Genomic DNA, 13887 nt, shown 5'->3' on the forward strand with positions numbered 1-13887 from the left:
ACTTATCTTGTCAAGAGGGGCGTTTCTGAAGGAGGAAGGCCATGCAGCAACACCCGGTTGTTTCACGCGAGGACTGGCTTGCCGCGCGCAAGGTTCTGCTCGCCCRCGAGAAGGAAGAGACGCGTCTGCGCGACGCGGTGAATGCCGAGCGAAGCGCCTTGCCCTGGGTCCKGGTCGAGAAGAACTATGTCTTCGACACCCTGACAGGGAGGCGGCGGCTGGCGGAGCTGTTCGACGGGCGCAGCCAGCTGATGATCTATCATTTCATGTTCGGGCCGGAATGGGAGGCAGGTTGCCCCGGTTGTTCCTTCCTGGCTGATCATCTCGACGGCACGCTGGCGCATCTGAACAATCACGACGTGACATTGGTCGCAGTTTCGCGCGCGCCGCTGCAGAAGATCGAGGCCTATAAGCGTCGCATGGGCTGGCGCTTCCCCTGGGTCTCGTCCCATGGCAGCGACTTCAATTTCGACTACCACGTCTCGTTCACGCCCGAGCAGCTCAAGGGGGAGAGCGTCCGCTACAATTTCACCGATACGCCGGTGGGCAATGCGCATGACGAACTGCCCGGACTGAGCTCATTCATCCGCAACGAAGCCGGCGAGGTGTTTCATACCTATTCGAGCTATGCGCGGGGCCCGGAGGAGCTGATCGGCACACTGATGATCCTCGACCGCGCCCCCAAGGGCCGCAATGAGGACTCGACCATGAGTTTCGTCAAGCGCCACGACGAGTACGAGACGGTGCCGATGGCCGCAGCCTGCTGCGCGTGATTGAAGGCCTGGTGCGCCCGGAACCCGGGCGTCACCCGGCCGATGAGAAGCGCAGGACCGGGGTCCATGCCAGCCTTGAACCATCCAGGTTCGGGCACGGCCCCCGGGGCTCTCTTCACCGCCCCGTCCGGCGGCGAGGCCAGAATGGCTCACCCCCGCGCCACGCTCGCGCGCTTCACGATGCCGGCCAGTTCCGGCGATGGATCGAGCGTGCCGAAGACATAACCCCAGTCGGCATCGAGCCTGGAGCGGCAGAAGGTCTCGAACACCGCCTCGTCCGCGTGCTTCTTCAGCTCCGAGGCCTGCAGCGCATAGGCCATCAGGTTGGCGAGCCGGCGGCCATGGCCGTCGTCATTGCGCGGTTTGGCCACCTCGTCGTCGAGCCTGTCGAGCCAGCGGTCGAGCGCACGGTTGACGCCCCGAGCGGAGCCGAGCTCGGCCATGAAGGCCTCCTTCGTATGTGGATCGCGGTTGAACGAGCGCAGGACGTCCATGCACATCATGTTCGAGGTGCCTTCCCAGATCGCGTTCAGCGGCGCCTCGCGATAGAGCCGTGCCATCGGGTTCTCCTCGATGAAGCCGTTGCCGCCATGGCATTCCAGCGCCTCGACGACGAAGGCGGCCGCGCGCTTGCAGTTCCAGAATTTCGCCAGCGGTGTCGAAACCCGTGCGACATGCCGCTCCTGCTCGCTGCTCTCCATCGCGTCCGTTGCGGCGGCGACGCGGAAGGCCATCAGGGTCGAGGCTTCGGAGTCGATTGCGAGATCGGCAAGAATATTGGTCATCATCGGCTGTTCGGCCAGCGAGGAGCCAAAGCCCCTGCGCGATTGTGTGTGGTTGAGCGCCAGGGTCAGCGCCTGCCGCATCAGCCCCGCCGAGCCGATGGCGAAATCCAGCCGGGTCAGATGGGCGTGGCCGAGGATCTCGCGGATGCCGTGCCCCTCTTCGCCGACCAGCCAGCCCAGGCACTCGCGGAATTCGACCTCCGACGAGGCGTTCGAGCGGTTCCCCGCCTTGTCCTTCAGCCGCTGGATCTGCAGCCGGTTGCGGCTGCCATCCGGCAGGAAGCCGGGGGCGAAGAAGCAGGAGACGCCGCTCTCGCTGCGCGCGAGTGTGAAGAACCCGTCCGATTGCGGGACCGAGAAGAACCATTTGTGTCCGGTGATCAGATAGACGCGCCCCTCCGGCGTATCCTCCAGATAGCGCGCGGTCGTCTKGGTCTGCCGGAGGTCCGATCCGCCCTGCTTCTCGGTCATCGCATAGCCGATGCTCGCCCCTGTCTTCTGTGAGACCGGGAGTGGGCGCTTGTCATACTGGCCAGAGGTGATCTTCTCGCGCCAGAGCGAGAACTCAGGCTGGGCCAGGCCCGGCCAGGCGGCATAGGTCATGCCGGTCGGGCAGCCGACCCCATGTTCGATCTGGTTCCAGACATAGGAGAGGACGCCACGCGCGACATGGCCGTTCGGCTCCGTCGTCGTCCAGGCCAGCGAGGGCACCTCGTGCCGGAAGGCGAGCGCCATCAATTCGTGCCAGGCTGGATGAAATTCGACCCAGTCGATGCGGTTGCCGAAGCGATCATGCGTCCTGAGTTCCGGCGTAAACCTGTTGGCGAGACGCGCCAGATCCTGCACCGTCTCATCGCCGGCATGGGCGCCGAGCGCCATCGCTCTGCCTGCAACCCAGGGAGCCTGGCGCGTGACGACGCCCTGCAGCACCGCGTCGTCGGAGAAGGCGTTCCAGCCCGTGGCTGGGCGCGCCTGGTTCAGCACCTGATCGGTCGAGGCAAGGGCGTGCACGGTCATGTTGGTCCTCTGGTCAGGTCCGGCGCGCCGGCTATCCCGTCCCGGGACGGGGAATGAAGGGGATCAGAGGCTGACGGGTTGCGCTATTCAGCCGCTTCGCGCGGGGCCCCGCCCGGCATTTCCGGCACCTCGCAACCGGCGACACAACAGCGCCCAGGCTGCTTCGAGACCCTGCCGCCATCGGCGAGGACGCCCCGTCCGAGCAGGCTCTCGACCAGTTCGACCTTCTCCGCCACCGGGTAGTTGCGCCAGATCTCGCGCTTCATCGCTTCCGGCGAGCCGCCGCCATGCAGCGAGATCACCGAATACCAGCCGGCCTCCTTCGAGACGGTGAGATCCTCGATGAAGCGCGCGACCTCGGCGCGCTGCGCGTGCGGGATATCGGGGCGGCCCGCGAGCACGGCAGACAACGAGGCAGCGGTCTCGGGATTATGGTCCTCATCCGGGCCTGGCAGCGCCACGATCAACCCGCCCGATACGTAATGGKCGATGCGGTGCATGTCGTAGATCTGCGTGGCCAACAGCAGCTTGCCGATATTGGAGAAGACGCTGTCAGGCATCACCGAGCCTGCTGGATCTTTCTGGCAGTAGACGGAGGCCGCGACACCGCAGGCGAAAAATCCTTCGGTGATCTTGATCAACTCGACCATCTGTTCGCGGACATGGCCGTGGCGCTCGGTATCGAGCCCGTTGGCCTCGATCATCAGTGCGCCGGCGCCGATCAGGAGATCGCCGAACCCGGCTCTGGCGCCGATGCAGGAATGGCGGTGATGCGTCGCGTAGCTCGTGGTCAGGAAGCCGCCTTCCTCGGTCTCGCCGGCAAGGAAGACGCGGTCCCATGGCACGAAGACATCGTCGAACATCACGACGCCGGTCGACTGGCCGTATTGCGACGAGAATTTCGCGGCTCGATCTCCGGGGCGTCCGGCAGGTCGCGCTACGATGGTGACGCCCGCGGCATCGCAGGGCACGGCGCAGCAGACCGCGAAATCCTCGTCGCCCGGCACGTGGGTTCGGCAGGGCATCACCAGGAATTCGTGCATATAGGGCGCGCCGGTGACGATGGCCTTGGTGCCGCGAATGACGATGCCGTCCTTCCGCCGCTCCTTGATGTGAACATAGGAATCCGGGTTCGCCTGTGCGCCCGGTCGCTTCGAACGGTCACCCTTGGCGTCGGTCATGGCGACGCCGAGCGTCAGGTCCTTGTCCTGAACCTCGTGCAGATAGGCGCGGAAGCGTTGCGCATAATCGGTGCCGTGACGGGCGTCGGTGAGCGCTGTCGCCTGCCAGAGCGCATTCAGCGCATCATGGCTGAGATAGCGCTGGGCGCAGCCCGAGATATTGCAGACCAGCCGAACCGCCTCGAGCTTGGCGAGCAGGTCGCCGGAGCTTTCGTTGATGTGCAGCATGCGGTTGACGGTCTTGCCGGAGCTTGTCTGCCGCGCCGTCATCACCGGGAGATGGGCCTCCTGATGGGCGAGGTCGTAGGTGATCCCGACCGCGTTGATGCCCGGAGCGAGCAAGGGCTCGTCAGCCACGCTCTCGACACGCTGGCCGTTGACGAAAACCCGCGGATGATAGGCGCGCAGCGACTCGCGGTAGCCCGCAGCATCCATCAGCATGGGCGTGTCCTCTTGATATTTGAGTGTTGCCCGTAAAATTGAACGCCGTTAGAATTTTCGTCAACTCAAATCTGGAGCGATGCTGAGGTGGCAGTGGCCGAGACGATGCGAGGTCGCCGCAAGCGGGCGGTCACGGAACTCAGGCGCGGGCTGATCCTCGACGCCGCACGCACGATCTTCGAGCGCGATGGGTTGGATGGCGCCTCGCTGCGCGGCATCGCGGCTGAGGCCGGCTACACGCCGGCGGCGCTCTACTTCCATTTCGATTCCAAGGAGGCGCTCTATGCCGAGGTCCTTGGCCAGTCGCTGTCGGCACTGCGCGACCATGTCGACAAGGCGGTCGAAGGGGCTGCTACGCCGGAAGCCCGCTTCCGCCTGGCAGCGCTCGCCTTCTTCGATTTCTATGCGGCTCATCCCAGGGATCTCGATCTCGGCTTCTACCTGTTCCGTGGCGGCATGCGCCCCCATGGGCTCGGCCGCGAGCGGGACAAGGCCCTGAACGAGGCCCTGGAGGCGGGGCTCTCGCCAATCAGGCACGCGGTCGAACAGATGGGCCGCGATCAGGAGACGGCACGGCTGGCCATGGCCGATGCCTTCGCCCATGCTTCGGGCGTGCTGTTGCTCGCCCATACGCAGCGGCTGAGGATGTTCGGGGCGCAGGCGCGCGCCCTGATGGAACGCTATGTCGATGTCCAGATCGGACAATTGCTGATGAAGGGAGAGCGTCCATGACACTGCTGAAGGTCGAGCGCGCCCGCCTCGTCATCATCGATTTTCAGGCGCGCCTGATGCCCGTGATCCATGACGGGCCGCGCATGGTCGCGAATGCACGACGGCTCGTCGAGGCGGCGGCCCTGCTCGATGTTCCCGTGGTGATGACCGAGCAGAACCCGGCCGGGCTCGGCAGCACGGTGCCGGAACTGTCGGGCGCCGGTCCGGTGGTGACCAAGATGAGCTTCGATGCCTGTGCCGAACCGGCCTTTCTCGGCGCGCTGGAAGAGGACGAAGAGCTGATTGTCTGCGGTTGCGAGGCGCATGTTTGTGTCGGCCAGACGGTTCTTGGGCTGCTGACGCAATGGCGCCGCGTCCTCGTGGTGCAGGACGCGATCGGCTCACGCGCTGCGGAGAACAAGGAGGCTGCGATCCGGCGCATGTCCGCTCATGGCGCCGAGATGGTCACGACCGAGATGGTCCTGTTCGAATGGCTGCGGACGGCGGAACACCCGCAATTCCGCGCCGTGTCCAAGCTGATCAAATGAGGATGCGAATGACCAAGCCTGCCATCTGGTATTTCGACCTCATCTCACCCTTTGCCTATCTGGCATTGACGAAGCTCGACGCGATTGAAGAGCTGCGGCCTGTCGTGATGAAGCCGATCGTCTTTGGTGCCGTGCTCAAGCATTGGGGCCAGCTCGGCCCGGCCGAGATCGCGCCGAAGCGTGTCCACACCTATCGTCTCGCGACGCACCTGGCCCAATCGCTGGGCGTGCCCTTCCGCTTCCCGCCGAGCCACCCGTTCAACCCGCTCGCCATGCTGCGCCTGTTGACCGCGCTCGATGGGCAGAAGGGCGCGGTCCGCGAAGCCTTTCGGCTGATCTGGGGGCAGGGGCGCGACGGTAACGATCCAGCCGTGCTGGCCGAGGTGGCGGCCGCGGCCGGAGATCCTGCTGCGCTCGGCCGTATCGGCGAACAGCCGGTCAAGGATGCGCTGCGCCTGGCCACGGAAGAGGCCGTCGCGGCGGGGGTCTTCGGCGTGCCGAGCCTGCTGATCGACGGCGAAGTCTTCTGGGGCGTCGACGCCATGACGATGGCGCGTGACTATCTGGTGGCGCCGGAACGTTTCCTGAGCGGCGAAATGGCGCGGGTTTCGAGCCTGCCCGTCGGAGTTCGACGGCAGCTCTGAGCGGCAGGGGAGAGTCGGCGCAGTTTCACCATCTTGTCGTCCCAAGCTGGAAACCGGCCGAGGCGTTGCGCCCGGCCGGTACAGGAGGAGACGCTTCATGCTGCGCCGGTCCTTTCTTCAGCTTGGCCTCGTCGGGCTTGCGGCGCCGGCCCTGGTCGGCCGGGCGGCGGCGGCCGGACCGACGGCGCCGGGGTCCAGATTCAACATCACCTATTTCGATATCCCCGCGATCAAGGGCTCGCGCGATGTCACCGATGCCGGCGACGGCACGATCTGGGTCTGCGGTCAGCGCAACGGCACGCTCGGCCGCTTCGATCCGCGTTCGAGCCAGCTCAAGGTGGTCGAACTCGGCCAGGGGGCCGCACCCCATGGCGTGATCAGGGGCCCGGACGGAGCCGCCTGGGTGACGGAAGGTGGCCAGAACGCCATTGCCCGCGTCGACGACAAGACCCACAAGGTCGATCTCTTCAAGCTGCCAGCGGGGCGCGAGAGCGCCAATCTCAATACCGGGGTCTTCGATAAGGAAGGCATTCTCTGGTTCACGGGCCAGAATGGGATCGTCGGTCGCTTCGATCCGAAGACCGCCAGGATGGAGATCAAGGATGCGCCACGCGGGCCGGGCGCCTATGGCATCACCAGAACGCCCTCCGGCGAGATCTGGTACGCCTCGCTGGCGGGCAACCATATTGCCCAGATCAATCCCGGCACCTTCGAGATCACGGTGGTCGAACCACCGACGCCTGGTCAGGGCGCGCGGCGGGTCTGGTCGGATTCGAAGAATCGCATCTGGGTCAGCGAATGGAATTCCGGCAATGTCTCGGCCTATGACACGCTCAGCAACAGCTGGAAGACATGGAAATTGCCGGGTGACAAACCGCGCACCTATTCGGTCTATGTCGATGATGCGGACAAAGTCTGGCTGACGGACTTTTCGGCCAATGCCATCGTCCATTTCGATCCCGTCACCGAAGCCTTCAGCAGTCTCCCGAGCGACAAGCCCGGCGCCAATGTCCGCCAGATGGACGGGCGTTCCGGCGAGGCCTGGGGCGGCGAGAGCGGCAATGACCGACTTGTTCGGATCCAGACGGTGAAGCAGGCGTGAGGAGCGCGCCTGTCGCATCTGCGATCACGGCGGTTCTGTTTGCCGCGCAGCCTGGCGCAGCCCAGGAGAGCGGGGCGGGCGAGCGTCTGTTCGCGACCTGCCAGGCCTGCCACAGCCTCGACCCGGCCAAGCCGGGCATGGCGGGTCCGCATCTCGCCGGCCTGTCCGGCCGCCGCATCGGCACGGCCACAGGTTTCGATTACTCGCCGGCGCTGAAAGCGGCCGGCGCGCAGGGCCTCAGTTGGGACGCGGAGCGGCTGAAAGCCTATCTCGCCGATCCCGAGGCCATGTTCAAAGGCAGCTGGATGAGCGCGCCCGGGCTCGCCCGCGAGGCCGACCGGGCAGCCGTCGCTGATTTCCTGATGCGGCCGCGCTGACGTCAGAGCGGTCGCTTGATGGCCCTCGAGATCACGCCGACGATGCCCTCGCGGAACAGCATCACGCAGATCACGAAGATCACGCCCTGCACGACCGTGACCCAGGCGCCAAGGCTGGCGAGATAATTCTGCATCGAGACGATGACGAGCGCACCGACGATCGGCCCGAACACGGTTCCGAGACCGCCGACCAGCGTCATCAGCACGACCTCGCCGGACATTGACCAGTGCACGTCGGTGAGTGAGGCGAGCTGGAAGACGATGGCCTTGGTCGCGCCCGCCAGCCCCGCCAGCGCAGCCGAAAGGACGAAGACCGCGAGCTTGTAGCGATTGGCGCGGTAGCCGAGCGAGATCGCGCGCGGCTCGTTGTCCCKGATCGCCTTGCAGACCTGGCCGAAGGGCGAATGGATGATGCGGTAGATCAGCWGCAGCCCGGCCATGAAGATGACTGCGACCACGTAATACAGCGCCCGGTCGTCGGCGAGGCTGATCAGGCCGAAGAGCTTGCCGCGCGGCACTGACTGGATGCCGTCCTCGCCGCCCGTGAAGCGCGGTGTCTGCAGCGAGAAGAAGAACACCATCTGCGCCAGTGCCAGCGTGATCATGGCGAAGTAGATGCCTTGCCGGCGGATCGCGAGCGAGCCGAAGACGGCGCCAAGCATACCGGCGATCAGCGTCCCGGACAGGATCGCGAGCTCGGGCGTCAAGCCCCAGTTCTTGGCCGTATAGGCGCTGACATAGCTTGCCATGCCGAAATAGGCCGCATGGCCGAAGGAGAGCAGACCGCCATAGCCAAGCAGAAGGTTGAAGGCGAGCGCGAACAACGCAAAGCACATCACCTTCATCACGAAGACGGGATAGGCGAGGAAAGGCGCGACGGCGACCAGGACCGCGAGCCCGATGAAGATCGCCCGATGCAGGCGCTCGGTTCCCTTCGTGGTCTCGGCGACTGCGAGGCCGCCCGCGGGAACGTCGGCGGAAAGCGCGTCGGCCATGGTCAGCTCCTTCCAATCATGCGGGACGGTGCCATCACGCGGGCCGCCCGAACAACCCGGCTGGTTTCACCAGCAACACCAGGACCATGATGATGAAGATCACGGTCGCGGACGCTTCGGGATAGAAAACCTTGGTCACGCCTTCGATCAGGCCGAGGCCGAACCCGGTGACGATCGCGCCCATGATCGAGCCCATGCCGCCGATCACGACGACGGCGAAGACGACGATGATCAGGTCGGCCCCCATGTTTGGATTGACCGAGTAGATCGGCGCCGCGAGCACGCCGGCGAACGCCGCCAGAGCGACGCCGAAGCCGTAGGTCAGGGTCACCAGCAGCGGCACATTGATACCGAAGGCCTGTGTCAGCGTCGGGTTCTCGGTGGCGGCGCGAAGATAGGCGCCGAGCCTCGTCTTCTCGATCACGAACCAGGTCGCCAGGCAGATGACGAGCGACGCGATGACGACCCAGGCGCGGTAGTTCGGCAGGAACATGAAGCCGAGATTATGCCCGCCCGCCAGCTGCGGCGGGATCTGATAGGGCAGGCCCGACGAGCCGTAATTGTTGCGGAACAGGCCCTGGATGATCAGTGCGAGGCCGAAGGTCAGCAGCAGCCCGTAGAGATGGTCGAGATGGGCCAGCCGCGAGATCAGGAACCGCTCGATCAGGACGCCCACGATCCCGACGATCAGCGGTGCCAGCAGCAATGCGGCCCAGTAGTTGATGCCGAGATRGTTCAGGCACATCCAGGCCACGAAGGCGCCCATCATATACTGCGCGCCATGGGTGAAGTTGATGATGTTGAGCAGCCCGAAGATCACCGCCAGCCCGAGGCTGAGGATGGCATAGAACGAGCCGTTGATCAGGCCAAGCAGGACCTGGCCGAACAGCGCTTGTGGTGGGATTCCGAGAAGCTCGAACATGCCTTGCTCAACTCATCCTGAAAATGCTGCCAAGGACCGACGTACGGATACGCCATCTCCTGCTGCCATCATCCCGGGCCGGCCGAAGACCCGACCCGGGAGATGTGCCGGAGCATGTGGATCCCGGGTCTCCCTAGGATCGCCCGGGATGACGCAGGAACCAAGCAAGCGCGGACGAAGCCTCGTTCACTTCTTGACGAGCGGGCACTCGCTCTCGCTGAGCGGCTTGAAGGCCTGTTCTGCCGGCAGAACCGCGATCTGCTTGTAGTAATCCCATGGTGCCTTGGACTCGGACGGCTTCTTGACCTCGAAAAGGTACATGTCGTGCATCTTGCGGCCGTCGACGCGGACCGACCCCTTGCCGAAGAGCGGATCGTCGGTCGGCAATTCCTTCATCTTGGCCATCACGGCCGCGGTATCCTTGCTCTTCGCAGCCTCCACGGCCTTGAGATAGTGGAGCATGCCGGAATAGACGCCGGCCTGGACCATGGTTGGCTTCTTGCCGCCATGGGCCTTCGCAAAGCGCTCCGACCAGGCACGGGTCTGGTCGTTCGTGTCCCAGTAGAAGGCTTCCGTCAGGACCAGGCCTTGCGCCGTCTGCAGGCCGAGCGCGTGCACGTCGGTGAGGAAGACGAGCAGCCCCGCGAGCTTMTGCCCGCCTGCAACGATGCCGAACTCGCCCGCCTGCTTGATCGAGTTGATCGTGTMGCCGCCGGCATTGGCGAGGCCGATGACCTTGGCTTTGGAAGCCTGAGCCTGGAGCAGGAACGACGAGAAATCGGTGCCCGGGAAGGGCGTGCGTACGGCCCCCAGCACCTTGCCGCCGTTCTTGGTGACGATCGCGGCAGTGTCGCGCTCCAGAGCGTGACCGAAGGCATAGTCKGCGGTCAGGAAGAACCAGCTGTCGCCGCCGGCCTTCACCATGGCGCCGCCCGTGCCCTGGGCGAGGGCATAGGTGTCATAGGTCCAGTGGATCGTGTTCGGAGAACAGGCCTTGCCGGTGAGGTCTGAGGTCGCTGCGCCCGAGTTGATATGGATCTTGTTCTTTTCCTTGGTGATCTGGTTGACGGCCAGCGCCACCGATGAGGTTGGCACGTCAAGGATGATGTCGACGCCGTCCTGATCGTACCATTGCCGGGCGATGGTCGAGCCGACATCGGGCTTGTTCTGGTGGTCGGCGGAGATGATCTCGACCTTGATGCCCTTCTCGGCGGCCTTGAAATCCTCGACGGCCATGCGGGCCGCAACCACCGAGCCTTCGCCGGAGAGGTCTGCATAGAGGCCGGAACGGTCGTTGAGCACACCGGCCTTGACGGAAATCTGCTGCGCCAGCGCCGGGCTCACCAGCAGCGCGCCAAATACGCTGCCCAGCAGCAATGTCTTGAGTTTCATGCCGTCCCTCCCTGAAATGACGTCGTTCTCGACGCGATTGTTCAAACCCCGAGATAACCGTGGAGCTTGTCGATGTTTCGCTCAAGCGCMTCGTTCGGAATCATGTCGACCACCTTGCCCTGCTCGACGACATAGTGCCTGTCGGCCACCGTTGCGGCGAAGCGGAAATTCTGCTCGACCAGGATGATGGTGAAGCCATCGTGTTTCAGTTTCGCGATGGTGCGGCCGATCTGGTCGATAATCACGGGGGCCAGCCCCTCGGTCGGCTCGTCGAGCAGCAGGAGATTCGCGCCCGTGCGCAGGATGCGCCCGATCGCCAGCATCTGCTGCTCTCCGCCCGACAGCTTGGTGCCCTGGCTCTTCAGCCGCTCCTTCAGATTGGGAAAGAGCTCGAAGATCTGGTCGAGGCTGAATCCGCCCGGCTTCACCTGCGGCGGCAGCAGAAGGTTCTCCTCGACATTCAGGCTCGAATAGATGCCGCGTTCTTCCGGAACGAAGCCGATGCCGAGCCGGGCGATGGTGCGCGAGGGCAGGTTGATCGTCTCGGTACCGTCGAACGAAATCGAGCCCTTGCGCTTGCCCATGATGCCGATGATCGACTTCAACGTCGTGGTCTTGCCGGCGCCGTTACGGCCKAGCAAGGTCACCACTTCGCCCGGCGCGACGTCGAAATCGATGCCATGCAGCACATGCGACTCGCCATACCAGGCCTCGAGCCCGCGGACCGCGAGCAGCGGTTTGACAGCGCTCGCAGGCGCTGCGGCCCCGGTCGCCTCAGTGAGCATGGCCGACTCCCGATCCGATATAGGCTTCGACCACGCGCGGATCCTTCGAGACCGTGGCGTAGTCGCCTTCGGCAAGCACCTGCCCACGCGCCAGCACGGTGATGCGGTCGGAGAGTGAGGCGACGACCGAGAGGTTGTGCTCGACCATCAGGATGGTGCGGTTGGCCGAGATTTTCCGGATCAGCGCCGCGATGCGTTCGACATCCTCACGGCCCATTCCGGCCATCGGTTCGTCGAGCAGCAGCATCTCCGGATCGAGCGCCAGCGTGGTCGCGATTTCAAGCGCGCGCTTGCGACCGTAGGAGAGTTCTCCCGCCGGCAGGTCCGCAAAGGTCGAGAGGCCGACGGCCTCGACGAGGCGCAGCGCCTCGGCATCGAGCGATTTCAGCACATCCTCGGACCGCCAGAAATCGAAGGAGTCGCCACGCTTGCGCTGCAGCGCGATCCGGACGTTCTTCATCACGCTCAGTTGCGGGAAAACCGCCGAAATCTGAAAGGACCGGACCAGCCCGAGCCGGGCGATCTCGGCCGGCTTCTGGCGCGTGATGTCCTGGCCGTTATAGACGATCGAACCCTTGGTTGGCGCAAGAAACTTGGTCAGCAGATTGAAACATGTCGTTTTGCCGGCACCATTTGGGCCGATGAGCGCATGAATGCTGCCGCGCCTGACCTTGAGGTCGACGCCATTGACCGCGGTGAATCCCGCGAATTCTTTGGTTAGCCCCGAGGTGGAGAGAATAATATCCTCAGACATACCACGCACACATGGTCGCCACCTCAATGATTCTTGGATTGTTCGTTTCCCCTTGCAGTCATGCTGCACCGCGCGCAGCGCGCCTGTCAACGCCACGCCCGTGCGCATGAATCCATGTGCATCTGCCCAGGAATGGCGGTTTAGACGAAAGGCTTAGAGCCGATGCCGGCCCTGTCATACTAGCCGGTCGGCAGGACGGCAGCAGCCGTGACCGATGCGATCGCGTCGAGCCGCTGCTGGTAGTCCGCGCAGGAGGGCAGGGGGCCGAGCTTGGCACCGGCGGCCGCCTGCATCAGCGTGTTGATCAGCATCGTGGGGCTAAGGCCCGTGCGTTTCAGCGAGATCTCGCCCTTCGCTTGCGCCTCCTCGATGAGGTTGCGCGCATGCCTGGCGAAGATGTCTTCGAAGACAAGCAGCTCCTGCCCGGCAATGCTGGCGATGACGGCCTTCAACTCGACCAGGTGTTCACCCGTGCCGAGGCTCTCGAAGGCCGTGGCGAAATGAGCTCTCAACAGTGCCGTGAGGCGTTCCGGGAAGGGGGCCTGGCTGATCAGGACTTCACGGCAACGTGCTTCGACACGCCTGCCGAGCAGCGCGAGCATGGCCCGGAACACATCATCCTTGCCCTTGAAATGGAGGTAGAGCGTCGCCTTGGCCAGCCCGGCTTCCTTGGCGATGTCGTCCATCGAGGTGCGTTTGTAGCCGTAGCGGGCAAACAGGCGCAGGGCCGCATCGGCGATCTGATCGATGCGACCGGTGGCATCATCGGCGGCCACGCCGGAACTCTCGCTTCTGTCGGACATTGCAGTCTTGACAAGATCCAAACTGAGCGCGACTATTCCAATTAGACTCAAACGGTCTAATTCGTCTAGTCGCGCGACCCAAGACGACGGATCACCCGCCCGCTTCTGATATGTCAGATCGGGCCGTCGAGAGCGAGCCTCTCGATCCGCACCATGGTGCCGCGCTGTGTCATGTCCAGCGATCCGGAGGCAGCCATGGTCTCACTCAAAGTCAACGGCAGGACGCACAGCGTCGATGTCGACGACGATACGCCCCTGCTTTGGGCGATCCGCGACAATCTCGGCCTGACCGGCACCAAGTTCGGCTGTGGTGTCGCGCAATGCGGCGCCTGCACGGTCTTCATGGACGGCAAGCCGCTGCGCTCCTGCGTCACGCCGGTCTCGGCGGTGGGCGATGCCGAGATCACCACGATCGAGGCGATTTCGGGCAAGGAAGCCGATGCCGTTCAGGCCGCCTGGACGGCACGCGACGTACCGCAATGCGGCTACTGCCAGTCGGGCCAKGTGATKAGCGCGGTTGCGCTGCTCACGGAAAACAAGAAGCCGAGCGATCGCGACATCGATCTCGCGATGAACGGCAATCTTTGCCGTTGCGCAACCTATGTCCGCATCCGCGCCGCGATCCATGATGCTGCCCGCACGCTGGAGGGCTGAGCC

General features: G+C 64.4%; 15 protein-coding genes. 7 read left to right on the forward strand and 8 right to left on the reverse strand.

The window, feature by feature from the left end:
- The first annotated feature begins 41 nt into the window (after nucleotides 1–41).
- Entirely contained in the window at nucleotides 42–773 is a 732-nt protein-coding gene (locus AC1DJT_RS00635) for a DUF899 domain-containing protein (protein WP_476833330.1), read from the forward strand.
- Nucleotides 774–922: 149 nt separating this feature from the next.
- On the opposite strand, the gene AC1DJT_RS00640 is transcribed toward AC1DJT_RS00635, so the two are convergent.
- Entirely contained in the window at nucleotides 923–2575 is a 1653-nt protein-coding gene (locus AC1DJT_RS00640) for an acyl-CoA dehydrogenase family protein (RefSeq protein ID WP_476833331.1), read from the reverse strand.
- An 83-nt stretch (nucleotides 2576–2658) separates the two neighbouring features.
- Nucleotides 2659–4197 (reverse strand): 4-hydroxyphenylacetate 3-hydroxylase family protein, encoded by a 1539-nt coding sequence (locus tag AC1DJT_RS00645; RefSeq protein WP_476833332.1) that lies wholly within the window; start codon nucleotides 4195–4197, stop codon nucleotides 2659–2661.
- Nucleotides 4198–4290: 93 nt separating this feature from the next.
- On the opposite strand from AC1DJT_RS00645, the gene AC1DJT_RS00650 reads away from it, so the two are divergent.
- The 5 genes from AC1DJT_RS00650 to AC1DJT_RS00670 all read left to right on the forward strand — a co-directional run bounded on the left by AC1DJT_RS00650 (nucleotide 4291) and on the right by AC1DJT_RS00670 (nucleotide 7579).
- Nucleotides 4291–4929 (forward strand): TetR/AcrR family transcriptional regulator, encoded by a 639-nt coding sequence (locus AC1DJT_RS00650; protein WP_441507482.1) that lies wholly within the window; start codon nucleotides 4291–4293, stop codon nucleotides 4927–4929.
- Entirely contained in the window at nucleotides 4926–5456 is a 531-nt protein-coding gene (locus AC1DJT_RS00655; protein ID WP_441507483.1) for an isochorismatase family protein, read from the forward strand. The genes AC1DJT_RS00650 and AC1DJT_RS00655 overlap by 4 nt, the downstream gene beginning before the upstream one ends.
- Nucleotides 5457–5464: 8 nt before the next feature.
- Nucleotides 5465–6100 carry a 2-hydroxychromene-2-carboxylate isomerase gene (locus AC1DJT_RS00660; protein WP_441507484.1) on the forward strand — a complete coding sequence of 212 codons (636 nt, stop codon included), beginning with the start codon at nucleotides 5465–5467 and terminating at the stop codon, nucleotides 6098–6100.
- Nucleotides 6101–6197: 97 nt separating this feature from the next.
- A complete protein-coding gene (locus AC1DJT_RS00665) occupies nucleotides 6198–7202 on the forward strand; it encodes a Vgb family protein (RefSeq protein WP_441507485.1) in 1005 nt (334 codons plus the stop codon).
- The gene (locus tag AC1DJT_RS00670) at nucleotides 7199–7579 is read left to right on the forward strand and encodes a c-type cytochrome (protein WP_441507486.1); all 381 of its coding nucleotides are present in this window, start codon (nucleotides 7199–7201) and stop codon (nucleotides 7577–7579) included. The genes AC1DJT_RS00665 and AC1DJT_RS00670 overlap by 4 nt, the downstream gene beginning before the upstream one ends.
- A gap of 2 nt (nucleotides 7580–7581) precedes the next feature.
- Here the strand turns inward: AC1DJT_RS00670 and AC1DJT_RS00675 are convergent, their stop codons facing one another.
- The 6 genes from AC1DJT_RS00675 to AC1DJT_RS00700 all read right to left on the reverse strand — a co-directional run bounded on the left by AC1DJT_RS00675 (nucleotide 7582) and on the right by AC1DJT_RS00700 (nucleotide 13230).
- A complete protein-coding gene (locus AC1DJT_RS00675; RefSeq protein ID WP_476833333.1) occupies nucleotides 7582–8574 on the reverse strand; it encodes a branched-chain amino acid ABC transporter permease in 993 nt (330 codons plus the stop codon).
- A gap of 34 nt (nucleotides 8575–8608) precedes the next feature.
- Nucleotides 8609–9496 carry a branched-chain amino acid ABC transporter permease gene (locus AC1DJT_RS00680; protein WP_476833334.1) on the reverse strand — a complete coding sequence of 296 codons (888 nt, stop codon included), beginning with the start codon at nucleotides 9494–9496 and terminating at the stop codon, nucleotides 8609–8611.
- 186 nt (nucleotides 9497–9682) lie between these two features.
- The gene (locus AC1DJT_RS00685) at nucleotides 9683–10888 is read right to left on the reverse strand and encodes an ABC transporter substrate-binding protein (protein WP_476833335.1); all 1206 of its coding nucleotides are present in this window, start codon (nucleotides 10886–10888) and stop codon (nucleotides 9683–9685) included.
- 41 nt (nucleotides 10889–10929) lie between these two features.
- A complete protein-coding gene (locus AC1DJT_RS00690) occupies nucleotides 10930–11673 on the reverse strand; it encodes an ABC transporter ATP-binding protein (RefSeq protein ID WP_476833336.1) in 744 nt (247 codons plus the stop codon).
- Nucleotides 11663–12427: an ABC transporter ATP-binding protein gene (locus AC1DJT_RS00695; protein ID WP_441507489.1), complete on the reverse strand. Its 765-nt coding sequence runs from the start codon at nucleotides 12425–12427 to the stop codon at nucleotides 11663–11665. The genes AC1DJT_RS00690 and AC1DJT_RS00695 overlap by 11 nt, the downstream gene beginning before the upstream one ends.
- 179 nt (nucleotides 12428–12606) lie before the next feature.
- Nucleotides 12607–13230 carry a TetR/AcrR family transcriptional regulator gene (locus tag AC1DJT_RS00700; RefSeq protein WP_441507490.1) on the reverse strand — a complete coding sequence of 208 codons (624 nt, stop codon included), beginning with the start codon at nucleotides 13228–13230 and terminating at the stop codon, nucleotides 12607–12609.
- 195 nt (nucleotides 13231–13425) lie between these two features.
- Here AC1DJT_RS00700 and AC1DJT_RS00705 point away from each other — a divergent pair, with 195 nt between their 5' ends.
- Nucleotides 13426–13884: a (2Fe-2S)-binding protein gene (locus AC1DJT_RS00705; RefSeq protein ID WP_476833337.1), complete on the forward strand. Its 459-nt coding sequence runs from the start codon at nucleotides 13426–13428 to the stop codon at nucleotides 13882–13884.
- Nucleotides 13885–13887 lie beyond the last annotated feature (3 nt).

This window comes from Allobosea sp. 05T422_2 (assembly GCF_056396265.1).